Origin of the sequence: Kitasatospora sp. NPDC001547 (assembly GCF_042894165.1) — a bacterium.
Classification (GTDB): domain Bacteria; phylum Actinomycetota; class Actinomycetes; order Streptomycetales; family Streptomycetaceae; genus Kitasatospora.
Genome location: NZ_JBIAVL010000016.1, coordinates 93391 through 116207, shown reverse-complemented (window position 1 = coordinate 116207; position 22817 = coordinate 93391). Strand labels below are relative to the sequence as shown.

Below are 22817 nucleotides of genomic sequence, written 5' to 3'. Positions count from 1 at the left end.
CGAGAGCCGCAGCCCGAGAACCCCAGCCCAAGAACCCCCGTCCGAGAGCCTCGGCCCGAGAAGCTCAGTCCGTGAACGTCCGCCCCTCCGCCGCGACCCGCTCCAGCAGCGCCGGCGGCGCGAACCGCTCGCCGTACGCGGCGGCGAGTTCGCGGGCGCGGGCCACGAAGCCGGCCGGGCCGCCCTCGTACCCGTTGATGTACTGGAACACGCCGCCCGTCCAGGCCGGGAAGCCGATGCCGAGGATCGAGCCGACGTTGGCGTCGGCGACCGAGGTCAGCACGCCCTCCTCCAGGCAGCGCACCGAGTCCAGCGCCTCGCTGAACAGCATCCGCTCCTTGAGGTCCTCGAACGGGACGTCGGCGGGCGAGCCGCCGAAGTGCTCCAGCAGCCCCGGCCAGAGCCGCCCGCGCTTGCCGTCCTCGCCGTACTCGTAGAAGCCCGCGCCGCCGCTGCGTCCCGGGCGGCCGAACTCGTCGACCATCCGGTCGACCACCGCGTCGGCCGGATGCGGCGTCCAGGTGCCGCCGACGGCCTCCACCGAGCGCCGGTACTCGTCGCGGATCTTGCGCGGCAGGGTGAGGGTGAGCTCGTCCATCAGGGAGAGCACCTTGGCGGGGTAGCCGGCCTGGGCGGCGGCCTGCTCGATGCTGGCCGGGTGGACGCCCTCGCCGACCATGGCGACGCCCTCGTTGAGGAACTGGCCGATCACCCGCGAGGTGAAGAAGCCGCGGGAGTCGTTGACCACGATCGGGGTGCGCCCGATCTGCCGGACCAGGTCGAAGGCGCGGGCGAGGGCGCCGTCCCCGGTCCGCGGGCCGCGGATGATCTCGACCAGGCGCATCTTGTCGACCGGCGAGAAGAAGTGCAGCCCGATGAAGTCGGCCTGGCGCTCGACGCCCTCCGCGAGCAGGCCGATCGGCAGGGTGGAGGTGTTGGAGCAGAGCAGCGCGTCGGGGTCGACCACGCCCTCGATCTCCTGGAACACCTTGTGCTTGAGCTCGGTGTTCTCGAAGACGGCCTCGATCACCGCGTCGCAGCCGGCCAGGTCGGCGGTGTCGCCGGTGGGGGTGATCCGGGCGAGCAGCTCGTCGCGCTCGGCCTCGGTGGAGCGCCCGCGCGCGACGGCCTTGTCCAGCAGCCCCTCGGAGTAGGCCTTGCCGCGCTCGGCGGCCTCGACGCTGACGTCCTTGAGCACGACCTCGATGCCGGCCTTGGCGCAGGTGTAGGCGATGCCCGCGCCCATCATCCCGGCGCCGAGCACCGCGACCTTGCGGACCAGCCGCTTCTCGACGTCCTTCGGGCGCCCGGCACCGGAGTTGACCGCCTGCATGTCGAAGAACAGGGCCTGGATCATGTTCTTGCTGGTCTGCCCGCAGGCCAGCTCGGTGAAGTAGCGGGCCTCGACGGTCATCGCGGTGTCGACGTCCACCTGGGCGCTCTCCACGGCGGCGGCCAGGACGTTGCGCGGCGCCGGGTAGGGCGCGCCGTTCAGCTGCTTGCGCAGGTTGGCCGGGAAGGCGGGCAGGTTGGCGGCGAAGGCCGGAGTGGCCGGGGTGCCGCCGGGGATCTTGTACCCCTTGACGTCCCAGGGCTGGACGGCGGTCGGGTTGGCCTCGATCCAGGCGCGCGCCCGGGCGGCCAGTTCCTCGGGGGTGTCGACCAGTTCGTGCACCAGGCCGTGCTCCAGCGCCTGCGCCGGACGGTACTGGCGGCCCTGGAGGAGGAACTTCAGCAGGGCGTCGGTGATGCCGAACAGCCGGACCGTACGGACCACTCCGCCGCCGCCCGGCAGCAGGCCGAGGGTGACCTCGGGCAGGCCGATCCGGCTGGCCGGGGTGTCCAGCGCGATCCGGTGGTGGCAGGCGAGGGCGATCTCCAGGCCGCCGCCGAGCGCGCTGCCGTTGACGGCGGCGACGACGGGCTTGCCGAGGGTCTCCAGCGTGCGCATCGCGCGCTTGATCCGCATCGACTTCTCGAAGACGGCCCCGGCGTCCTGCGGGCGGGCGGCGGAGAGCATCCGCAGGTCTCCCCCGGCGAAGAAGGTGTTCTTGCCGGAGGTGATCACCACGCCGCGCAGCGCGTCGGCGGAGGCGAGTTCGGCCAGCCGCCCGACGACGGTCTCGAAGTCGGCGGTGAAGGCCTCGTTCATGGTGTTGACGGACTGGGCGGGGTCGTCGAGGACGAGGGTGACCACGCCGTCCTGGTCCTGCTCCCAGCGGATGGTGGTGGTGTCGCTCATCAGGTGCTCCAGGTCTGGGAGGGGGGTCAGATGCGCTCGACGATGGTGGCGATGCCCATGCCGCCGCCCACGCAGAGGGTGATCAGGCCGTAGCGCAGGTCGCGCCGCTCCAGTTCGTCGATCACGGTGCCGAGCAGCATCGCGCCGGTGGCGCCGAGCGGGTGGCCGAGCGCGATCGCGCCGCCGTTGACGTTCACCTGGTCGTGGCGGAAGCCGAGTTCGCGGATGAAGCGGAGCGCGACCGCGGCGAAGGCCTCGTTGATCTCGACCAGGTCGATGTCGGCGGCGGTGAGCCCGGCCTTGGCGAGCGCCTTGTGGGTGGCCGGGGCGGGGCCGGTGAGCATGATGGTCGGCTCGGAGCCGGAGACGGCGGCGGAGACGATCCGGGCGCGCGGGCGCAGCCCGTACCGCTCGCCGACCTCGCGGTTGCCGATGGCGACGAGGGCGGCGCCGTCCACGATGCCGGAGGAGTTGCCCGCGTGGTGGACGTGGTCGATGGCCTCGACCCAGTGGTACTTCTGCAGGGCGACGGCGTCGAAGCCGCCGGCCTCGCCGATGGCGGCGAAGGACGGCTTGAGGCCGGCCAGGGTCTCGACGGTGGTGCCGGGGCGGATGAACTCGTCGCGCTCCAGCACGACCAGGCCGTTGCGGTCGCGCACCGGGACGACCGAGCGGTCGAACAGGCCGTCCGCCTGGGCCTTGGCCGCGCGGGCCTGGGACTCGGCGGCGAAGGCGTCCACGTCGGTGCGGGAGAGGCCCTCGATGGTGGCGATGAGGTCGGCGCCGATGCCCTGCGGGGCGAAGTTGGTCTCGTACGCGGTCATCGGGTCGGCGAACCAGGCGCCGCCGTCGGAGGCCATCTTCACCCGGGACATCGACTCCACGCCGCCGGCCAGGACCAGGTCCTCCCAGCCGGAACGGACCTTGGCGGCGGCCAGGTTGACGGCTTCCAGGCCGGAGGCGCAGAAGCGGTTCTCCTGGACGCCGGCGACGGTGTCGGGCAGGCCGGCCGCGATGGCGGCGATCCGGGCGATGTCGGAGCCCTGGTCGCCGACCGGGCTGACCACGCCGAGCACGATGTCGTCGATCGCGGCCGGGTCCAGCCCGGGGAAGCGGTTGCGCAGTTCGTGGATCAGTCCGACGACCAGGTCGATCGGCTTGGTGCCGTGCAGCGAGCCGGAGGCCTTGCCCCGGCCGCGCGGGGTGCGGATCGCGTCGTAGACGTACGCTTCGGTGGTCACGGTGGGAACGCCTTTCAGCGGGTTTTCGGGGGCGGGAGGCCCGCGGGGCGGGGAGCTCCAGGGGCGGGAAGCCGGGGACGGGCGGGAATCCGGAACGGGGAACGTACGGACAGCGGCGGGAACGGGGTCCGCTCAGCCGAGGACGGACCGGCCGACGATCTCCTTCATGATCTCGGTGGTGCCGCCGTAGATGGTCTGGATGCGGCCGTCGGTGAACGCCCGGGCGACCGGGAACTCGCTCATGTAGCCGTACCCGCCGTGCAGTTGGAGGCAGCGGTCGGCGGTGCGCTTCTGCAGTTCGGTGGCCCACCACTTGGCCATCGAGGCGTCCGCCGGGGTGAGCGCCCAGCGGTTGTGCTCGGTGATGCAGCGGTCCACGAACGCGCGGGTGACGGCGCACTCGGTGGCCAGTTCGGCGATCTCGAAGCGCACGTGCTGGAGCTTGGCGAGCGGGCGACCGAAGGCCTCGCGCTGCTTGACGTAGTCGGTGGTGATCTCGACCAGGTACTCGGCACCGGCGATCGCCGCGGCGGCGATGGTGAGCCGCTCCTGGGCGAGGTTCTGCATCAGGTGGACGAAGCCGCCGTCGAGCTCGCCGATCAGGTTCTCCTTCGGCACCCGGACGTCCTCGAAGAACAGCTCGGCGGTGTCCTGGGCCTTCTGGCCGATCTTGTCGAGGTTGCGGCCGCGCTCGAAGCCGGGCGTGCCGCGCTCGACGGCCAGCAGGCTCAGCCCGTGCGCGCCGCCCTCCGGGGTGGTGCGGGCGACCACGATCACCAGGTCGGCGAGGATGCCGTTGGAGATGAAGGTCTTGGCGCCGTTGAGCAGGAAGTGGTCTCCCTGGTCGACCGCCTGGGTACGGATGCCCTGGAGGTCGGAGCCGGTGCCGGGCTCGGTCATCGCGATCGCGGTGATCAGCTCGCCCGAGCAGAAGCCGGGCAGCCAGCGGCGCTTCTGCTCCTCGGTGGCGAGCGAGGTGAGGTAGGGGCCGATGATGTCGTTGTGCAGGCCGATCGCCAGGCCGGAGGCGCCGGCCCGGGCGAACTCCTCGGCCAGCACGGCGGCGTAGCGGAAGTCGGGGGTGCCGCCGCCCCCGTACTCCTCGGGAACGGCGAGGCCGAGCAGGCCCTGACGGCCGGCCGCGAGCCAGGCGGAGCGGTCGACGATGCCGGCCTTCTCCCAGCGGTCGTAGTGCGGCAGCACCTCCCTGGCCAGGAAGGACCGCACGGTGGCCCGGAAGTCGTCGTGCTGCTCGGTGAAGATCTCGCGCTGCACCGCTACTCTCCTTGCTCTGCCGGAACGTTGGCCGAAGTCTCGGCCGAGGCCTTGGCCGAGGCATTCGCCGAGGGGTCGGCCGCAGCGTCGGCGGCCGAAGGGCCGGCCGAAGAGTCGGCCGAAGGGTCGAGGGAGGGACCGGAGGAGGGGTCGAGGGACGGGACGCCCCAGTCCCGGGCCACCTCGGCGGTGTCCGCGCCCGGGCGGGCCGGCGGGCGGCGCAGGGCACCCGGGGTGGCGGAGAAGCGCGGAGCGGGGGCGGGCTGGGTGACGCCGTCCGCCTCGACGTACGTCCCGCGCGCCGACAGGTGGTCGTCGACGGCTGCCTGACGCATCGTCAGCACCGGTTCCACACAGGCGTCGGAGCCCGCGAAGACGGCCTCCCACTCGGCCCTGGTCCGGGTTTCGAAGCGGGCGGCGATCAGGGCGCGCAGTTCGGGCCAGCGGGCCAGGTCGTACTGGCCGGGCGCGTCCGGGCCCAGCCCCAGCAGCCGGGCGAACTCCGCGTAGAAGCGCGGCTCCAGCGCGCCGACGGCCAGGTGGCCGCCGTCGGCCGCCCGGTAGACCGCGTAGAACGGCGCGCCGCCGTCGAGCAGGTTGACGCCCCGGCGGTCCTGCCAGTGGCCGGCCGCGAGCAGGCCCCACAGCATGCTGCCGAGGTGTGCCGCGCCGTCCACGATCGCGGCGTCGACCACCTGGCCGGCACCGGTGGCGCGGGCGTGGTGCAGTCCGGCGAGCAGGCCGACGACCAGGTAGAGCGAGCCGCCCGCGTAGTCGCCCAGCAGGTTGGCCGGGATGCCGGGCGGTGCCTCGGCCCCGCCCGGCGCCGCCACCATCCCGAGCACCCCGGCGACCGCCGCGTACCCGAGGTCGTGCCCGGCGGTCGCCGCCCGGGGTCCGTACTGCCCCCAGCCGGTCATCCGCCCGTACACCAGCGCGGGGTTGCGCGCGAGGCACTCGGCGGGCCCGACCCCGAGCCGCTCCGCGACGCCCGGCCGGTAGCCCTCGATCAGCAGGTCGGCCCGCTCGACCAGGTCCAGCACCCGTCCGGGGCCCTCGGGGGACTTCAGGTCGATGAGCACCGAGCGCTTGTTGCGGTTGCTGAGGTCGTACGCCGGGTCGGTGCCGAGCGGCGAGGGGTCCGGCCGGTCCACCCGCACCACGTCCGCCCCGAGGTCCCCCAGCAGCATCGCCGCGAACGGCCCCGGCCCGATCCCGGCGAGCTCCACCACCCGCACGCCCGCCAGCGGGCCGCCGGCCCCCGGGCCACCCGCCGGGGCACCCGGACCGCCCGGGCCCGGTGCACTGCTTGTGTCACGCACTGGCCGCAGAACCCTTCGGGGTTTGACAGTAAAGCTGTAACACTCGGGATGATAGGCAAGCGACCGGTCAGTAACAAGACCTCCGCGCCCGGCCGCGCCCACCGATCCCGAGCCGACTCCGGCGTCGGCTCCGCACCTTCCTGGCAGGCCCCGGGCAGGCCCCGGAAATCAACCGGACGACTGGCCCGGTAACGGCCTATCCTGCGGTGCAGCCATTACGAAGACGGGGGAAGCACCATGACCACCACCGACCGGACCGACCGGACCGGCCAGGCCGACCTCACAGACCGGACCGACCCCACCATCCCCACCGCCCGCACGATCGTCGCCGTCTCCGAACGGCTGGTGCTCACGCGGCCGCAGGAGGGGGACGTCGAGGCGGTGTTCGCGATCCACGGCGACCCGGAGACCAACCGGTACAACCCGTACGGGCCGCAGCGGGACCGGGCGGCGAGCCGGGAGATGCTGGACGGGTTCGTCGCCGACTGGGTGCGGGACGGCGTGGGGTACTGCACCGTCGCCACCCGGGAGGACCCGGAGACGGTCATCGGGTTCGCCGGGCTGTTCCTGCACACGCTGGACGGGGAACGGGTGTTCAACCTCTACTACCGGTTCCGGCCGTCCGCCTGGGGGCGGGGGTACGCGGCCGAGGCGGCCCGGGCCGCGATGGCCGAGGCTCTGCCGCGCCACCCCGGCATCCCGGTGATCGCCCTGATCCACGCCGACAACCTGCCCTCCCGCCGCCTCGCCCGACGGCTCGGCCTGGTCGCCGATCCGAACGGCCGAACCGACGAGGAGGACCGGCTGATCCACCGGATGGCCTGAGCCCGGAGATCCCCCGCCAGGGGGAGCGGGATCGCGCCCCGGGCGGAGGACCCGGGGCGCGGCCCGGCGGGACCGTGGGGGCATGAGGATCAACGAGCACACGGTGCGGGCCGGGGCGGCCTGGACGGCGGTGGCGGCGACCGGGCCGTACCTGACCCTGAAGCTGCTCTGGCTGACCGGGCATCCGGTGGGATCGGACGACGCCGGCGAGATGGACCGGCTGTGGCTGGTGAACCTGCTGACCTTCGGCATGGACGCGATCGCCGTGGCCCTGGCGCTGGCGTTCGCCCGGCCGTGGGGGCGGCGGGCCCCGGCCGGACTGGTGGCGTTCCCGATGTGGGTGGCGACCGGACTGCTCGGCACGATCCTGGTCGCGCTGCCGCTGTACCTGCTGAGCCTCCTGGTGCTCGGCCCCGAGCGCGGCGACCCGGACGACAAGGGCGTCGGCGACTGGGTCTTCCTCGTCGTGTACGGCGGCTTCGCCGTCCAGGGCCTCGCCCTGATCACCGCCTTCGCGTTGTACGCCCGCCGGCGCTGGGCCGGGCTGCTGCGGGAGCGGATCGGCGACCTGCCCGACTCCCCCACCCTGACCGTGCAGCGCACCCTCGCCTGCGTCGCCGCGCTGCTCGCCGCGGGCGTCGCGGCGGGCCGGGTCTACTGGGCGCTCGGCGGCACCGCCGGGCTGCCGCAGAGCATGGCGGAGGAGCGCAGCCGGGGCGTGGTGGTGATGGACGGGGTGACCGCGGCGATGGCGGTCGCCGCGACCGCGGCACTGCTGGGCCTCGTCTTCCGGATCCGTCCGGGGCGCCGGCTGCTCGGGCCGCTGGTGGTGGTCTGGACGGCGGCCGGCTCGCTGTTCGGCTGGGGCAGCTGGCAGCTGGTGGCCTTCGGGGTGTCGACGACCCGGGTGACCGAGCTGCGGATGGCCGTGCCCGGGCTGCTGCCCCTGGTGCAGGCCGCCCAGGTGGTGGCCGCCGTGCTGGTGCTGGCCGTCGGGGCGATCGCGCTCACCGAACGGGGCGCCCAGCGGCGCGCCGCTGCCGTAGAGTCGCGCGGGTGATCACGGGGGTGGGCGGCCGATTGCGGCGTACGGCGGGGGCGACGGTCGGGCGGCGGGCCCGGCTGCGCTGGGTGCACCTGGTGCTGGGCGGCGCGCTGCTGATGCCGTACTGGATGCTGTCGGTGGTGCTGTTCGGGGCGCTCAACCCCGACCAGTCGCCCGCCCGCCAACTGCTCCTGTACGTCCTGTCGCTGCTCACCTCGCTGCCGATGGCCGCCGTCACCGCGCTGGTGCCGATGGTGCGGGGCCTGGAGGGCGCGGCCGCCCGGGCGCTGTGCTCGGTGGCCCGGCCGGAGGAACTGGCCACCGGCCCGGCCCGCTCCTGGGCGGCCCGGTGGCGCACCGCGCTCTGGTACGTGCTGCACGTCCTGTTCGGCGGGGTGGTCGCCGGGATGACGCTGGCCGGCACCCCCTTCGCGGTGGTGCTGCTCCTCGGCTTCCCGGGGACGGAGGAGTTCGTCCGCACCTGGCAGCGGCACTTCCCCGACTGGCTGACCACCGGCCCCGCCCTCGGCCTCGGCGTGCTCCTGCTGATCGTCGGCACCAACGCCGCCTGCGGCGCGCTGCTCGCCCGCTGGGCACCCGCCCTGCTCGGCCCGACCCCGGAGGAGCGGGTGGCCGCCGCCGAGCGCCGGGCGACTGTGCTCGCCCAGCGCAACCGGCTGGCCCGCGAGCTGCACGACTCGGTCGGGCACGCGCTCAGCGCCGTCGGCATCCAGGCCTCGGCCGCCGCCCGGGTACTGCGCAGCAACCCGGACTTCGCCGCCGAGGCGCTCGCGGCGATCGAGGAGACCGCCCGGGCCGCCGTCGCCGAACTGGACACCGTGCTCGGACTGTTGCGCGAGGAGGATCCGGAGGCCGCCGAGCCGGCCGGGCCCACCCTCGCCGGGCTGGACGACCTGCTGCGCCAGCTCGGCCGCGCCGGGGTGGCGGTGGACGCCGAGCTGGCACCCGGACTGGCCGGCCTGCCCGAGGCGGTCTCCCGCGAGGCGTACCGGATCGTGCAGGAGGGCCTGACCAATGTGCTGCGCCACGCCGGGCGCGCCCCCGCCGGCCTGCGGGTCGGGCTGGCCGACGGCCGGCTGGAGATCGAACTGACCAACCCGCTCGGCCCGGCCCGGCCGAGCCGCCCCGGCGGCGGGCGCGGACTGCGCGGGATCGGGGAGCGGGCGGCGGCCCTGCACGGCGGCAGCACGGCGGGGCCGGACGAGGACGGAACGACATGGCGGCTGGCCGTCTGGCTGCCGGCGGAGGGGACGACGTGAAGCAGGGTGTGGACCAGAGCGTGGACCAGGACGTGAGCCAGAGCGCGACTCAGGACGTGGACCGGGACGTGAACCGGAACACCGAGGCCATCCGGGTGGTGATCGCGGACGACGAGCGGCTGGTCCGCCTGGGCCTGCGGGTGGTGATCGACAGCGAACCCGACCTCACCGTGGTCGGCGATGCCGCCGACGGCGCCGAGGTCGTCCCGCTGGTGCGGGAACTGCGCCCGGACGTGGTGCTGATGGACGTCCGGATGCCCGGCATTGACGGCATCCGGGCCACCGAGCAGTTGGTCAACGGGATGGCCACGCCGCCGCGCATCCTGGTGGTCACCACCTTCGAGCACGACGACCACGTGTACGACGCGCTGCGCGCGGGCGCCGCCGGGTTCCTGCTGAAGCGGGCCCGGGCCGAGGAGATGGTGCAGGCGGTACGGCTGGTCGCCCGCGGGGACTCGCTGCTGTTCCCGGCGGCCGTCCGCGACCTCGCGCTGCGCCACGGCGCGGACCGGCGGCGGGAGGCGGAGTCGGCGGACCGCGGGCCGATCGGCCGGCTGACCGAGCGGGAGGGGCAGGTGCTGCGGCTGATGGCCACCGGGCTCAACAACGGGGAGATCGCGCGCCGGCTGGTGGTGAGCCAGGAGACGGTGAAGACGCACGTCGGCAGCGTGCTGGCCAAGCTGGGCGCACGGGACCGCACCCAGGCGGTCATCGCGGCGTACGAGTCGGGGTTCGTACTGCCCGGCTGACGCCCGCCCAGCACCCTCCCCGGCCCACCGGCGCCGGGAGCGTCGAACGCGGATTCCATCCGATCGCAACCAGCGAGTAGAGTGCGGCTTTCCCCCTGCAACGTCCGATACCTCCCGTATCGCCTGGAACGAACTGGTGGCCGCATGACAGTCCGGACCCGACCCGCGCTCTGGTGGCGCATGGGCATCGTGCTCTCGGCGGGCCTCGGCCTGATCCTCGGAACCGCGCCGCTGGTCTACTTCACCGTGCAGAGCAACGTGATCGTGTTCGGCTACTTCGTCGGCGCGGTCTACTGGATGCTCAAGCGCGACACCGTGGACGCGCCCGCGCCCCGGCTGCGCGGCGCCGCCACGCTGTACATCCTGATCACCGGCCTGGTCTCGCACGTCCTGCTCGAACACGGCGCCAACCCGCTGCCCGGCCTGGTCAGCGGGCCGGACAAGCTGGCGCACTGGTCGTCGTTCTTCCTGCACTACGTGACGCCGGTGATGGTGATCGTCGACTGGCTGGTGCTCAGGCCGCGCAACGCCGCCGCCTGGAAGGACATCCCGCTCTGGCTGGCCTTCCCGCTCGGCTACGCGGCGATCGTGCTCACCCGCAACGCGCTGTTCGACGACTACCCGCTGCCCTACCCCTACTTCTTCTTCGACCCGACCACCAAGGGCTACGGCTACGTCTGGGGCCAGATCGCCCTGCTGACCGTCGAGTTCGTGGTGCTCGCCGCGCTCGTCGTCGGGCTGGACCGGCTCGGGACGCGGATCGCGGGCAGGCTGCGGCCGACGCCGCAGGCCTCCTGACCCCGGCGGACCCTGCGCGTCGGCCGGCCGCAGATCCGCCAGGCGCGGATCCGGTCGGCCGCCGCGTACACGTCCGCCCGGGCCTCCGCCACGTCGCGCGCCGGCTCCACCAGCACCGCCACAGACGGCGGATTCCCACCCGTGCCCGGACCGGCCGCCGTCGAGACCGCCCGGGACCGTTCCGCCGCCTCCGGATGGGCCCTGAGGAGGATGCCGGATGGGCCCGGAGGAGGAAGCGGGTGCGACGCGTGGGATGACGACCGGGCCGCTGGGCCGTCGTAGCGTCGGCGGGGAGCGGTGGCGGAGGGGTTCCGCGGGGGAGACCGGGGTTCGGCGGAGGCCGGAGATGAAACGCAGGAGCACGGGCAGCGCCGCGGCCGCGGCGGTGGCGCTCGCGACGGCCGTGGGGGTGGCGGCACCAGGGGCGGCCGCCGCCCAGGGGGCGACCTCGCCCCAGGGCGCGACCGCCCTCCAGGGAGTGCGGTCGAACCCGCTGGAGGGGGTCTGGCGGACGGAGGGCTACGGTCTGCTGATCACGGTCTCCGGGAACAGGCTCACCACCTACGACGTGACGGCGCACAGCTGCGTGCCCGGATGGATCAAGGGGACGCAGACCACGGCCCCCGACCCGGACGGCACCACCCGCTACGCCGTGGACGACCTGGCCCTGACGATCACCCCCAAGGGCCGGAACCGGGCCGTCGAGCGCGAGGAGGGCGGGGTCGGCAGCAAGACGCTCACCCGACTGGCAGCCCTGCCGGCGCTGTGCGCCAAGCCGGCACCGAACGATCCGCTCGCGGTCTTCGACCGGTTCTGGGAGAACTTCGAGGAGAACTACCCGTTCTTCGCGGCCAAGGGCGTCGACTGGCACGCCGTCCGGGACGAGAAGCGGCGCACGATCACGCCGACGACGACCACCGACCAGCTGCAGGCCGTCCTCGTGGACATGCTCCGCCCGCTCGGGGACGCCCACACCGGGCTGGCCCGGGTGGTCGCCGGGCAGGCCGAGGACGTGTTCAGCGGGCAGCGGCCCGGGTCCACGGTGCGGACCGAGGAACTGGCCGCGCGGGCCCGACAGGCCGCGGCCGCCCAGCTCACCGGCCCGGAGCAGGAGTTCGCCGGCGGTCGGCTCGGCACCGGCCGGCTCCCCGACGGCCTCGGCTACCTCCGGGTGAGCAGCTTCAACGACTACACCGACGGCGACTTCCGGAGCCAGGTCGACGAGCTGGACCGGGCGCTGGACACCGTGCTGGCCGGCCCGGACCGGCCCGTCGGCCTGGTCGTCGACGTCCGGCTGAACGGCGGCGGCTCGGACGCGCTCGCGCTGCACATCGCCGCCCGGCTCACCGACCGCCCCTACGTCGCCTACCGGAAGGTGGCGCGCAACGACCCGGCCGACCCGACGAAGTTCACCCGGCCCCAGCCGATCACCGTGAGGCCCTCGGCGGGCGGGCGCTTCACCGGGCCGGTGGCGGTGCTCACCTCCTCGATCTCCACCAGTGCGGCGGAGACCTTCACCCAGGCCATGACCGGCCGCTCCCCGCGGGTGCTCCGGGTCGGCGAGAACACCCAGGGCGTCTTCTCCGACATCATGGTCAAGACGCTCTCGCCGGACTTCCTGGCCATCCTGCCGAACGAGAAGTACCTGACCCGGAACGGCACCACCTACGACGGCCCGGGCATCCCGCCGGACGTCCGCACCCCGGTGTTCACCCCCGACGAGCTGGCCGCACTCAGGGACTCGGCCCTGAGCACGGCCCGCCGGATGCTCACCGAGGACGCGCAGCACGCCCGGGGCGACCAGGGCGCCGAGGACGCGCAGGACGTCCGGGGCACGCAGGCCGACCAGGGTGCGCGGGACCGGCAGGACTGACAGGGCCGGCGGGAACACCGGGCCCGGCAGCGGTAGGAGGCGCTACATCGGCTCCACCGCCCGCAGTTCGCCGTCCAGTTCCAGCCACCGGGTGAGCCCCAGGCCGCGCAGGAACGCCACGTCGTGGCTGGCCACGATCAGCGCGCCCCGGTACGCGGCCAGCGCCTGGGTGAGCTGGCGGACGCTGGCGAGGTCCAGGTTGTTGGTCGGCTCGTCGAGCAGCAGCAGCTGCGGCGACGGGTCGGCCAGCAGCAGGGCGGCCAGCGTCGCGCGGAACCGCTCGCCGCCGGAGAGGGTGGCGGCGGGCTGGTCGGCCCGGGCACCGCGGAACAGGAAGCGGGCCAGCCGGGCGCGGACCGCGTTGTCCCCGGCGGCGGGGGCGAACAGCTTGACGTTCTCCACGACGGAGCGCTCGTCGTCCAGCAGGTCGAGCCGCTGCGGGAGGTGCCGCAGCGGCACCGGGGTGATCACCTCCCCCGCCAACGGCGCGAGTTCGCCCGCGATGGTGCGCAGCAGGGTGGTCTTGCCCGCGCCGTTGCGGCCGACCAGGGCGATCCGCTCGGGCCCGCGCAGGTCGAGGTCGGCGGTGGTGCCGTAGGGCAGCCGGACCTTGTCCAGGGTGAGCACGGTGCGCCCGGCCGGGACGGCGGTGCGCGGCAGGTCGATCCGGATCTCGGCGTCGTCCCGGACGGCCTCCTCGGCCGCGCTGACCCGCGCCCTGGCCTCCTCCAGGCGCTCGGTGTGCATGCCCTGGAGCCGGCCGGCCGTCTCCTGGCCCTTGCGCTTGAGCATCCCGGCGAAGATGTGCGGGTCGTTGCGGGTGACCGAGCGCTTCTTGCCGTACGCGGCGCTGCGGTCCAGCCGGATCCGGGCCTCGGCCAAGTCCCGTTTCTGGCGCTGGACGTCGGCCTCGGCGTTGCGCAGCACCCGCTCGGCCGTCTCCTGCTGGGCCGCGAGGGTGCGTTCGTACTCCGCGAAGTTGCCGCCGTACCAGGTGACTTCGCCGTCCCTCAGGTCGGCTATCTGGTCGACGTGCCGGAGCAGTTCGCGGTCGTGGCTGACGATCAGCATCACGCCGTTCCAGCCGGCCACCGTCTCGTAGAGCCGCTCGCGGGCGGCCCGGTCGAGGTTGTTGGTGGGCTCGTCGAGCAGCAGGACGTCGGGACGGGCCATCAGCAGGGCGGCCAGCCGCAGCAGCACCGCCTCGCCGCCGGAGAGTTCGCCGGTGGTGCGGTCGAGGCCGAGGCGGCGCAGGCCGAGCCGGTCGAGGGTGGCGCGGGCGCGCTCCTCGACGTCCCAGTCGTCGCCGATCGCGTCGAAGTGGCGCTGGTCGGTGTCGCCGGACTCGATGGCGTGCAGGGCCTCGCGGGTGGCACGGATGCCGAGCGCCTCGTCCACCCGCAGGGTGGTGTCGAGCGTCAGGCCCTGCGGCAGGTAGCCGAGTTCGCCGTCGATCCGGACGGCGCCGCCGGTCGGGGTGAGTTCGCCCGCGATCAGCCGCATCAGGGTGGACTTGCCCGCGCCGTTGAGCCCGATGAGGCCGGTGCGGCCGGGGCCGACGGCGAGGTGGAAGCCGTCCAGGACGGGCTTGCCGTCGGGCCACTCGAACGAGAGCTCGGTGCAGAGGACGGCGGTGGTGGTGGGTTGGTGTGCCATACAGGCCTCCCGGGGTGGTTGCCGAAGGGGTGGTGAGCAACACGGGGAGACACCGCGGGTGCGGAACCGGGGACGGCCGGGAGGAGATGAAGGATGGCGTCACGCAGAGGAGCGCCACGGGCCGTGACTGAGGTCGCACACTCGCGCACCGCGCAATGGCAGCAGGGCCTGCGCGGCGGGGGCGGTGTCCCGGGACCTCAGTAGAGCAACGGCCTTCTCCTTGTCTGGCTGATGACCCGGACCACGCTAGGCAGCCGCTGCGCCACCCGCAACCGATTTACCGTCCCCGGCCCGCCGGGCCTGCCCGGCCGCCGCTCCGCCCCCTCTGCCCGCTCCGCCCGCTTCGTCGGCTCCGCCCGGTGCGCCCGGCACCGCGAAACCCGGCGCGACGGGGGCCCGGTGCCGATCCCGTGCCGAACCGGTGACAGCTTCGTCCCGGTCCGGTGACGGCCCCGTCCCGGTCAGGGGCGGATGTCGGGAGTTCCGCGGCCTCATGGCAGACTCCTCACCTGCCATGCCTGCGGCCGAGTGGGGCCGCACCCGGGGAACGGGCCGCATGGCGGTAGTCAACAGGGGGATTTGAACTCATGTCACCGATATCCCGGCCGGGCCGCGCCGTCCTGGGCGCCTCCGTCGTCGCGCTGACCATGGTGGTCGCCACCGCGTGCGGCCCCGACAACGCCGACCCGGCCGCGACCGCGGCTCCCAGCGTCGCGGCCAGCGTCCCCGGCAAGCCGGGCGCGGCCCCGATCAAGCTTCCGACGCTCGAGGAGCTGAAGACCTGGAAGCTCGAGGACTGGGACAAGTGGGCCCAGGCGAACGTCATCACCCCGGCGGTCAAGGGCTACTGGACCCTGCAGAAGCTGCTGGAGGCCAAGCCGAAGCCGCTGCCGGCGCCCGCCCCGGACGCGACCCAGCCGCCCGCGCAGCCCACCGGCGCCGCTCCGGCCACCAGCGCGCCCGCCCCGGCCCAGCCGACCGCCCAGCCCACCGCGGCCCAGCCCGGCGGCGGCGCGGACCAGCTGCCCGCCATGGTCCCGGCCAAGCCCGTGGCGCACCCGTTCCCGAAGAACATGCACGTCAACGGCAAGATCTTCTTCAAGGACGGCAACGAGGACTACGTGTGCTCCGGCACCGTCGTCTCCGACCCGGCCAACCCGGGCAAGAGCAACTTGGTGTGGACCGCCAGCCACTGCCTGCACGGCGGCAAGGGCAACAAGTACTACACCGACATCACCTTCGCCCCGGCCTTCAACAGCAACGGCGTGCTGAGCAACGGCAACAAGCAGGCCAAGCTGGAGGACGCCGAGCCGTACGGCGAGTGGACCGCCACCTCCGGCATGGTCTCGCCGCAGTGGACCGCCGAGGCCGACCCCGAGAAGGGCGGCCCGTGGAGCCAGTACGACTTCGGCATCATCAAGGTCGCCAACCCCACCCCGGGCGGCAAGTCGCTGGAGGAGACCGTCGGCGGCTCCGTCCCGCTCTGGTTCAACGCCCCGCGTGACCAGGTCGGCGCCGTCAGCAACTACGGTTTCCCGGAGGGCAAGCCCTTCGACGGCGTGGAGCTGGAGCACTGCGACGGCGGCAAGCCGTCCAAGAAGACCGGCGACCCGAGCCGCCCGGCGATGCTGCTGATCGGCTGCAACATGACCGGCGGCAGCAGCGGCGGCGGCTGGTTCGCGACCAAGGACGGCAAGCCGGCCCTGGTCAGCGACACCTCCATCGGCAACGGCGCGAACACCTACGAGGCCGGTCCGTACCTGGAGGACGTGGCCCAGCACATGTTCGACTACTTCTCGAAGAAGGCCAAGTGATCCACCGGTGACCAGGTGATCCGGTGGTCCTCTGACCCGGTAGTCCCGTGACCCGGTAGTCCCGTGATCAGGTGGTCCGGGGGCCGCGGCTGAGCCAGCCGCGGCCCCCGGCGTTTCCGCGCCCGCCCGCCGGGTTCCCCCGCCCAGCCGCCGCCAGTTCCCCCGGCGCCCGTCCCGCCGTTTTTCCGCCGCCCGGGCCGCTCCTCCTACAATCGGCCCCATCATGAGCGCGACACTCGTAGTCAAGGACCTCAGCGCCGGCCACGGCGAACGCACCCTCTTCTCCGGCCTGGACCTGGTCATCGCCCCCGGCGACGTGATCGGCCTGGTCGGCGTGAACGGCGCCGGCAAGTCGACCCTGCTGCGGCTGCTGGCCGGCCTGGACACCCCCGAGGGCGGCTCGCTGCGGCTGAGCCCGGCCGGCGCCAACGTCGGCCACCTGCCGCAGGAGCCGGAGCGGCGCGAGGGCGAGTCGGTGCGCGACTTCCTCGCCCGCCGCACCGGCGTGGCGGCCGCCCAGGCCGCCCTGGACGAGGCCACCGAGGGCCTGGTCGAGGGCCGGCCGGGCGCCGACGACGCGTACGCGGCGAGCCTGGACCGCTGGCTGGACCTCGGCGGCGCCGACCTGGAGGAGCGCGCCGAGGAGGTCGCCGACTCGCTCGGGCTGAAGGTCTCGCTGGACCTGCCGATGACCGCCCTGTCCGGCGGCCAGGCCGCCCGGGCCGGCCTCGCCTCGCTGCTGCTCTCCCGCTACGACGTCTTCCTGCTGGACGAACCCACCAACGACCTCGACCTGGACGGCCTGGAGCGGCTGGAGTCCTTCGTCAAGGGCCTGCGCGCGGGCACCGTGCTGATCAGCCACGACCGCGAGTTCCTGGCCCGCACCGTGACCAAGGTGCTGGAGCTGGACCTGCACCAGCAGCAGGTCAACCTGTACGGCGGCGGCTACGAGGCGTACCTGGAGGAGCGGGCGGTGGCCCGTCGGCACGCCCGCGAGGAGTACGACGAGTACGCCGACACCAAGGCCGGGCTGGAGGCCCGGGCGCGGATGCAGCGCGGCTGGATGGAGCACGGGGTGCGCAACGCCCGTCGCAAGTCCTCCGACAACGACAAGATCGGGCGTGCGACGCGCGCCGAGTCCACCGAGAAGCAGGCCTCCAAGGCCCGGCAGACCCAGCGGATGATCGAGCGGCTGGAGGTGGTCGAGGAGCCGCGCAAGGAGTGGGAGCTGCGGATGGAGATCGCCACCGCCCCGCGCTCCGGCTCGGTGGTCGCCACCCTGCGCGGGGCGAGCGCCCGGCGCGGCGACTTCGCCTTCGGCCCGGTGGACCTCCAGATCGACTGGGCCGACCGGGTCGCCATCACCGGCGCCAACGGCGCCGGCAAGTCCACGCTGCTGGCCGCCCTGCTCGGCCGGCTGGAGCTGGCCGGCGGCAGCGCCTCGCTGGGCTCCGGCGTGGTGGTCGGCGAGGTGGACCAGGCGCGCGGGCTGTTCCTCGGCGGGGAGCCGCTGGCGGACGCCTTCGCCGCCGCCGTACCGGAGCTCTCGCCGGAGGAGGTGCGCACCCTGCTGGCCAAGTTCGGCCTCAAGGCGGTGCACGTGCTGCGCCCGGCCGGCACCCTCTCCCCCGGCGAGCGCACCCGGGCCGCGCTGGCGCTGCTGCAGGCCCGCGGGGTCAACCTGCTGGTGCTGGACGAGCCGACCAACCACCTGGACCTGGCCGCGATCGAGCAGCTGGAGTCCGCGCTCGCCTCGTACACCGGCACCCTGCTGCTGGTCACCCACGACCGACGGATGCTGGACACGGTGACGGTGAACCGGCGGATCGAGGTCCGGGACGGGCGGGTGCACGAGCTCTGAGCCGCCGCTGACCGGCGATTGGTCTCTACCTCTTCCCGGAGGGGCCGTCATGTGCTGTGCTGTCCGCCATGGTTGACAGCACAGACAGCGCCGTGGCGGGGACGTCCCACCCGACCGTCCCGCTCACGCCCATGACGGTGCCCGCCCACGAGGCCGAGGCCCGCAGCAGGACCTTCCACGAGGTGATGGCCCAGCGCCGGACCGTCCGCGACTACTCCACCCGCCCGATCCCGGACGGGGTGCTCGAGTGGGCGGTCCGGACCGCGGGCACCGCGCCCAGCGGCGCGCACGTCCAGCCCTGGCGGTTCGTGGTGATCACCGACCCGGAGCGCAAGCGGCGGCTGCGCGAGGCGGCCGAGGCCGAGGAGCGCGAGTTCTACGGCCACCGGGCCTCGGCGGAGTGGCTGGCCGCGCTCGCCCCGATCGGCACCGACTGGCGCAAGCCGTTCCTGGAGGACGCGCCGGCCGTGATCGTGGTGTTCGAGGTGCACAAGGGCCCCGACTCGCCGCGCCCGTACTACACCAAGGAGTCGGTGGGGATCGCGGTCGGGCTGCTGCTGGCCACCCTGCACCAGGCCGGGCTGGCGACGCTGACCCACACCCCGAGCCCGATGAGGTTCCTCAACGAGGTGTGCGACCGCCCGGCCGAGGAGCGCGCGGCGTACGTGATCCCGGTCGGCTACCCGGCCGAGGGCGCGCGCGTGCCGGATCTGCGGCGCAAGGAGCTCGACGAGGTGATGGTCCGGCTCTGACGCGCCGGGGTGCGGCCGGGCGCGCCCGCCACCGGGGGGACCTCGAATGGTGACAGGTCCCGGCCAAGGACATAATCGCCGTCATGAGCCAAGCACGGCCGCGGTCCTGCGGTCCCGGGCCGCCGGCCGTGGCGGTGACCGCCGGGCGGCCGCCGGAACGGCTGCGGCTGCCCGGCGGCCTCTGGCTGCGGCGCCGTCGCAGCACCCACGCGGAAGCGCTGAACCGGGCCGTCCGCGCCAACCTGGACCACCTGCGGCCCTGGATGGAGTGGGCGGCCGAGGCCCCCTCCCGGGCCCGGACCGCCGAGCTGACCCGGGCCGGCGCGGCCGCCTGGGAGGCCGGCACCGACTTCATGTACCTGGCCGGCCTGGACGCCGAACCCGGCGGCGTGATCGGCGCCTTCGGCCTGCACGGGCGGATCGGCCCGGGCGCGCTGGAGATCGGCTACTGGGTCGCCGCCCGGCACGTCGGCCGCGGCATCGCCACCGCCGCGGCCGGGGCGCTGACCGAGGCCGCGCTGGCGCTGCCCGGGATCACCCGGGTGGAGATCCACTGCGACCAGGCGAACGGCGCCAGCGCGGCCATCCCGCGCAAGCTCGGCTACCGGCTGGACCGGGTCGCCGAGGCGGCTGTCCGGGCGCCGGGCGAGACCGGGCGGCAGCTGGTGTGGGTGATGGAGCGCCGGGAGCTCCGGGAGCCCTGACCGCCGGCCCTCAGTAGCGCTCGCCGGTCGCGGCCGGCAGCGCGTCCAGCTCCGCCAGGTCCGCCGCCGAGAGCTCGATCCCGGCCGCGCCCACGTTGTCCACCAGGTAGCGCGGCGTCCGGGTGCCCGGGATCGGGAAGACGTACCGGCCCTGCGCCAGCACCCAGGCCAGCGCGACCTGCGCGGGAGTGGCACCGATCCGCTCGGCGACCGCCCGTACCGTCCCGACCAGCTCCAGGTTGGCCTTCAGCGCGTCCTGCTGGAAGCGCGGCAGCCGGCGGCGGAAGTCGTCGGCGGGCAGCTCGTCGAAGGACGTGATGCCGCCGGTCAGGAAGCCCCGGCCGAGCGGCGAGAACGGCAGGAAGGCGATGCCCTGCTCCTCGGTGTACGGCAGCACCTCGGCCAGCACGTCCCGGGTCCACAGCGACAGCTCGGACTGCACCGAGGCCACCGGGTGCACCGCCTGCGCCCGCCTGATCTCGTCCAGCGTCGCCTCGGAGAGCCCGATGCTCCGGGCCTTGCCCGCCGCGACGACCTCGGCGAAGGCGCCCCAGGTCTCCTCGATCGGGACCTCCGGGTCGACCCGGTGCAGCTGGTAGAGGTCGACGTGGTCGGTGCCGAGCCGGCGCAGGCTCTCGTCGATCGAGCGGCGCACGTGCTCGGGCCGGCCGTTGCGCTCCTGCTGGCCCCCGCCGCCCGGCACGATGCCCACCTTGGTGGCCAGGAAGGCGCGCTCCCGGTACGGGCCGGCCAGGGCGGCGCCGACCACCTCCTCGTTGGTGTAGGGGCCGTACATGTCGGCGGTGTCGATCAGGCCGACGCCGAGGTCCAGCGCCTGCCGGATCACCCGGACCGAGTTCTCGTCGTCCCGGTTCCGCACGTCGTAGGCCCAGGTCATGCCCATGCAGCCGAGACCGATGACGCCGATCTCGGGTCCGCCGGTACCGAACGAGGCGTTGCGCATGGCAGTGCTCCCATCGTGTTTCGCGTGGTGGTGCCGATCAACGCCCTCAGCATTCACCTTGGAGTGCACTCAAGGTCAAGCCCGTTCCGTCCGGCCCGCACGGCGGAGCAGCCCGGGGAACCGGACGGCGGTGATCACCGTCCTCCTGACGAGGAATCAGACGTTCGACGGAACGATCCACGGGGGGACATGTCCCAGGACGGAACTGCCGTCGGCATCGTGTTCGGAGCCATCGGGCTGCTGGCCGTCGGCCTGGGGGTGGTCAAGCCGGTGCTCGGGATCCGGCGGGCCCGGCTGGACCTCCGGACCCTGGCCGAGGGGCTGTCGGCCGAGGCCCGCTGCCTGGAGACGTACACGACGCAGGAGCGGGACCCGTCCAGCCGGCGCACCCGGACGGAGCGGCACGTGATCCTCGGGTTCCGCACCCGGGACGGCGCGGAGGTCCGGCTGGAGGACACCTCCGGCGCGCCGCGCGTCGTGGGCGACCGCGTGACGGTGCGGTACCTGCCCGACCGGCCGCACCGGGCCGTGGTCGTCGACCGGGCCCGGGCCGGGATCGCGGCCCGGATCGCCGGGGACGTCCTGATCGGCCTGCTCGTCGTCGCCTGTGGGACGGTCTTCGCCATCAGCGGCTACAACACCTTCCAGGACTCCCGGCGCACCCCCCTGTCCCCCCGGCCCCCGGTCTCCACGCCTACGTCCACGTCCGCCGATTGGGAGTACCCTCCGGCGACCGTCTGCACCAACGAGCCGGGCTCCGGCCTCCGGTTCTGCCCGCACGTCGCCCCCACCCTCAAGCTTCCCCACATGCCGTAACGAACCGTCAGGGACGCCTCGTCCCTTCCCGGAACCCGCCCCCGCTGGGGCGTCCGGGCCCGGAAATGCTTGACGTGCACAGCTGGTCTAGTCCAGTTTGATGCTCAGCACCACGTTCCCCGCGTCGTGATCCCCCGCATCGCGCTCCCCCGCCCTCCCCGCACCGGACCGCCCCAGGGCCGCCGCCCGCCGCGTGACCCCTCGCGGCGCGGGCAGCCGCCACGTCCCGAGAGGCACCCCCATGCCCAGCGCGCCCCAGCACGCCCCCACGCGCCGCCGCCCCGCCCGTCGGACCACCCTGCTGAGCCTCGGTGCCGCCGCCGCGCTCGCCGCCGGCGGACTGGCCGTCCTCGCCGGGAACGCCGGTGCCGCCGACGTCAACCTGCTCGCCGACGGCGGACTGGAGAGCGGCGCGGCCGGCTCCTGGAGCTGCTCCGCCGACACCGGGAGCGTGGTCGACTCCGGTGCCCACGGCGGAACGTACGCGCTCAAGGGCGCGGTGAGCGCGAGCGACACCGCACAGTGCGGGCAGACCGTCAGCGTCCGGCCCGGCACCGAGTACACGCTCAGCGCCTGGGTGCAGGGCCGGTACGTCCACCTCGGCGCCACGGGCAGCGGCACCACCGACCCGGCCACCTGGACCGCCGGCGGCGCCGACTGGCAGCAGCTGTCCACGCGTTTCACCACCGGGCCGGCCACCACCAGCGTCACCGTGTACCTGCACGGCTGGTACGGGCAGGGCGGCTACCTCGCCGACGACATCGCGCTGACCGGCCCCGGCGGCGTCAACCCGGCTACCCCGCCGCCGAGTTCGACCTAGCCGGGCCCGACCGGCGACCCGGGGGCGAGCGTCGCGCTTCCGGTCGCCCCGTACACCGACACGGGCGCCTGGCCCACGCCCTCGATGCCCGAACTGGCCGAGGCCGGCGGCCTCAAGGGCTACACGGTGGGCTTCGTCACCGGCGTCGGCTGCAAGGCCGGCTGGTTCAACGCCTACGGCCCTCGCACCGCCTGGGCCGAGGACCAGGTGGACGCGCTGTTCGCCGAGTACGACGCCGTCGTGAGGACCTACGGGCTGCGCTACGTCGACTTCGGCTTCGAGGGCGCGGCCATCGCCGACACCGCCGCCAACGAGCGCCGCTCCGCCGCGCTCGCCAGGCTCCAGCAGGCCCACCCGGGCCTCAAGGTGTCGTTCACCCTGCCCGTCCTGCCCGAGGGCCTGACCAGCGAGGGCGTCGCCGTCGTCAAGTCCGCCCGGGACGCCGGGATGGCCGTCGACCTGGTCGACCTCCTGGCGAAGTCCGACGCCCAGCTGTGGGCCATGGTCGGCGTCACCCCGATGATCGACGAGAACGACGACCACCAGGTCTACGACCAGGCCGACGCCCGGCAGCTGCCGGCCTTCGCCCGGCGGTACCACCTCGGGATGGTCTCCTTCCGGGACGCCACCCGGGACGCCAACGCCTGCACCGGCGGCTCGCTGTCCACGTGCACCGACGTCCCGCAGCAGCCGTACGGGTTCGCGAGGCTCCTCGGCCAGTGCGCGGGCTGATCCCGGCGGGTCGCCCACGGGGCGCCGGGCATCCCCACCGCCCGCCGC

Annotated in this window: 19 protein-coding genes; 13 read left to right on the top strand and 6 right to left on the bottom strand. The window is 74.0% G+C overall.

Going from position 1 to position 22817, the window contains the following annotated elements:
• Positions 1-64: 64 nt before the first annotated feature.
• The 4 genes from ACFY0X_RS26760 to ACFY0X_RS26745 form a co-directional block, all read right to left on the bottom strand.
• Complete coding sequence (locus ACFY0X_RS26760; RefSeq protein ID WP_387758207.1) at positions 65-2242, bottom strand: 3-hydroxyacyl-CoA dehydrogenase NAD-binding domain-containing protein; 2178 nt, start codon at positions 2240-2242, stop codon at positions 65-67.
• A gap of 26 nt (positions 2243-2268) precedes the next feature.
• Positions 2269-3483 (bottom strand): acetyl-CoA C-acetyltransferase, encoded by a 1215-nt coding sequence (locus ACFY0X_RS26755; protein ID WP_380451908.1) that lies wholly within the window; start codon positions 3481-3483, stop codon positions 2269-2271.
• Positions 3484-3615: 132 nt separating this feature from the next.
• Positions 3616-4758 (bottom strand): acyl-CoA dehydrogenase family protein, encoded by a 1143-nt coding sequence (locus tag ACFY0X_RS26750; protein ID WP_387758205.1) that lies wholly within the window; start codon positions 4756-4758, stop codon positions 3616-3618.
• Positions 4759-4760: 2 nt separating this feature from the next.
• Positions 4761-5996 (bottom strand): CaiB/BaiF CoA transferase family protein, encoded by a 1236-nt coding sequence (locus tag ACFY0X_RS26745; RefSeq protein ID WP_387758203.1) that lies wholly within the window; start codon positions 5994-5996, stop codon positions 4761-4763.
• Between the two features lie 321 nt (positions 5997-6317).
• Here ACFY0X_RS26745 and ACFY0X_RS26740 point away from each other — a divergent pair, with 321 nt between their 5' ends.
• From ACFY0X_RS26740 to ACFY0X_RS26715, 6 genes are all read left to right on the top strand, one after another.
• Complete coding sequence (locus ACFY0X_RS26740) at positions 6318-6905, top strand: GNAT family N-acetyltransferase (RefSeq protein WP_387758201.1); 588 nt, start codon at positions 6318-6320, stop codon at positions 6903-6905.
• Between the two features lie 82 nt (positions 6906-6987).
• On the top strand, positions 6988-7965 hold the full coding sequence (locus ACFY0X_RS26735) for a hypothetical protein (RefSeq protein WP_387758199.1): 978 nt from the start codon (positions 6988-6990) through the stop codon (positions 7963-7965).
• Positions 7962-9230 (top strand): sensor histidine kinase, encoded by a 1269-nt coding sequence (locus tag ACFY0X_RS26730; protein ID WP_387758198.1) that lies wholly within the window; start codon positions 7962-7964, stop codon positions 9228-9230. The genes ACFY0X_RS26735 and ACFY0X_RS26730 overlap by 4 nt, the downstream gene beginning before the upstream one ends.
• A gap of 68 nt (positions 9231-9298) precedes the next feature.
• Positions 9299-9979, top strand: coding sequence for a response regulator (locus ACFY0X_RS26725; protein WP_387758321.1), 681 nt, complete (start codon positions 9299-9301; stop codon positions 9977-9979).
• Positions 9980-10123: 144 nt separating this feature from the next.
• Positions 10124-10777: a Pr6Pr family membrane protein gene (locus ACFY0X_RS26720; protein ID WP_387758196.1), complete on the top strand. Its 654-nt coding sequence runs from the start codon at positions 10124-10126 to the stop codon at positions 10775-10777.
• Between the two features lie 346 nt (positions 10778-11123).
• Entirely contained in the window at positions 11124-12650 is a 1527-nt protein-coding gene (locus tag ACFY0X_RS26715; RefSeq protein ID WP_387758195.1) for a S41 family peptidase, read from the top strand.
• A gap of 42 nt (positions 12651-12692) precedes the next feature.
• On the opposite strand, the gene ACFY0X_RS26710 is transcribed toward ACFY0X_RS26715, so the two are convergent.
• Complete coding sequence (locus tag ACFY0X_RS26710) at positions 12693-14306, bottom strand: ABC-F family ATP-binding cassette domain-containing protein (protein ID WP_387758194.1); 1614 nt, start codon at positions 14304-14306, stop codon at positions 12693-12695.
• Positions 14307-14893: 587 nt separating this feature from the next.
• Between ACFY0X_RS26710 and ACFY0X_RS26705 the strand changes: the two genes are divergently transcribed.
• The 4 genes from ACFY0X_RS26705 to ACFY0X_RS26690 all read left to right on the top strand — a co-directional run bounded on the left by ACFY0X_RS26705 (position 14894) and on the right by ACFY0X_RS26690 (position 19437).
• Positions 14894-16120, top strand: coding sequence for a trypsin-like serine peptidase (locus tag ACFY0X_RS26705; RefSeq protein WP_387758193.1), 1227 nt, complete (start codon positions 14894-14896; stop codon positions 16118-16120).
• A gap of 223 nt (positions 16121-16343) precedes the next feature.
• The gene (locus ACFY0X_RS26700) at positions 16344-17981 is read left to right on the top strand and encodes an ABC-F family ATP-binding cassette domain-containing protein (RefSeq protein WP_387758191.1); all 1638 of its coding nucleotides are present in this window, start codon (positions 16344-16346) and stop codon (positions 17979-17981) included.
• Between the two features lie 68 nt (positions 17982-18049).
• Positions 18050-18733 carry a nitroreductase family protein gene (locus ACFY0X_RS26695; protein ID WP_387758189.1) on the top strand — a complete coding sequence of 228 codons (684 nt, stop codon included), beginning with the start codon at positions 18050-18052 and terminating at the stop codon, positions 18731-18733.
• A gap of 83 nt (positions 18734-18816) precedes the next feature.
• Positions 18817-19437, top strand: coding sequence for a GNAT family N-acetyltransferase (locus ACFY0X_RS26690; RefSeq protein WP_387758187.1), 621 nt, complete (start codon positions 18817-18819; stop codon positions 19435-19437).
• A gap of 10 nt (positions 19438-19447) precedes the next feature.
• On the opposite strand, the gene ACFY0X_RS26685 is transcribed toward ACFY0X_RS26690, so the two are convergent.
• Positions 19448-20401, bottom strand: coding sequence for an aldo/keto reductase (locus tag ACFY0X_RS26685; protein ID WP_387758184.1), 954 nt, complete (start codon positions 20399-20401; stop codon positions 19448-19450).
• 189 nt (positions 20402-20590) lie between these two features.
• Between ACFY0X_RS26685 and ACFY0X_RS26680 the strand changes: the two genes are divergently transcribed.
• From ACFY0X_RS26680 to ACFY0X_RS26670, 3 genes are all read left to right on the top strand, one after another.
• Positions 20591-21217 carry a DUF3592 domain-containing protein gene (locus ACFY0X_RS26680; RefSeq protein ID WP_387758182.1) on the top strand — a complete coding sequence of 209 codons (627 nt, stop codon included), beginning with the start codon at positions 20591-20593 and terminating at the stop codon, positions 21215-21217.
• A 241-nt stretch (positions 21218-21458) separates the two neighbouring features.
• On the top strand, positions 21459-22037 hold the full coding sequence (locus tag ACFY0X_RS26675; protein WP_387758181.1) for a carbohydrate binding domain-containing protein: 579 nt from the start codon (positions 21459-21461) through the stop codon (positions 22035-22037).
• A gap of 84 nt (positions 22038-22121) precedes the next feature.
• Positions 22122-22769: a hypothetical protein gene (locus ACFY0X_RS26670; protein ID WP_387758180.1), complete on the top strand. Its 648-nt coding sequence runs from the start codon at positions 22122-22124 to the stop codon at positions 22767-22769.
• Positions 22770-22817: the final 48 nt, after the last annotated feature.

Bases quoted from the DNA above. Each gene is read 5' to 3' on its own strand.
- ACFY0X_RS26760 (WP_387758207.1), bottom strand. From the start codon at position 2,242: ATGAGCGACACCACCACCATCCGCTGGGAGCAGGACCAGGACGGCGTG.
- ACFY0X_RS26740 (WP_387758201.1), top strand. From the start codon at position 6,318: ATGACCACCACCGACCGGACCGACCGGACCGGCCAGGCCGACCTCACA.
- ACFY0X_RS26735 (WP_387758199.1), top strand. From the start codon at position 6,988: ATGAGGATCAACGAGCACACGGTGCGGGCCGGGGCGGCCTGGACGGCG.
- ACFY0X_RS26720 (WP_387758196.1), top strand. From the start codon at position 10,124: ATGACAGTCCGGACCCGACCCGCGCTCTGGTGGCGCATGGGCATCGTG.
- ACFY0X_RS26715 (WP_387758195.1), top strand. From the start codon at position 11,124: ATGAAACGCAGGAGCACGGGCAGCGCCGCGGCCGCGGCGGTGGCGCTC.
- ACFY0X_RS26710 (WP_387758194.1), bottom strand. From the start codon at position 14,306: ATGGCACACCAACCCACCACCACCGCCGTCCTCTGCACCGAGCTCTCG.
- ACFY0X_RS26705 (WP_387758193.1), top strand. From the start codon at position 14,894: ATGTCACCGATATCCCGGCCGGGCCGCGCCGTCCTGGGCGCCTCCGTC.
- ACFY0X_RS26700 (WP_387758191.1), top strand. From the start codon at position 16,344: ATGAGCGCGACACTCGTAGTCAAGGACCTCAGCGCCGGCCACGGCGAA.
- ACFY0X_RS26695 (WP_387758189.1), top strand. From the start codon at position 18,050: ATGGTTGACAGCACAGACAGCGCCGTGGCGGGGACGTCCCACCCGACC.
- ACFY0X_RS26690 (WP_387758187.1), top strand. From the start codon at position 18,817: ATGAGCCAAGCACGGCCGCGGTCCTGCGGTCCCGGGCCGCCGGCCGTG.
- ACFY0X_RS26685 (WP_387758184.1), bottom strand. From the start codon at position 20,401: ATGCGCAACGCCTCGTTCGGTACCGGCGGACCCGAGATCGGCGTCATC.
- ACFY0X_RS26680 (WP_387758182.1), top strand. From the start codon at position 20,591: ATGTCCCAGGACGGAACTGCCGTCGGCATCGTGTTCGGAGCCATCGGG.
- ACFY0X_RS26675 (WP_387758181.1), top strand. From the start codon at position 21,459: ATGCCCAGCGCGCCCCAGCACGCCCCCACGCGCCGCCGCCCCGCCCGT.
- ACFY0X_RS26670 (WP_387758180.1), top strand. From the start codon at position 22,122: ATGCCCGAACTGGCCGAGGCCGGCGGCCTCAAGGGCTACACGGTGGGC.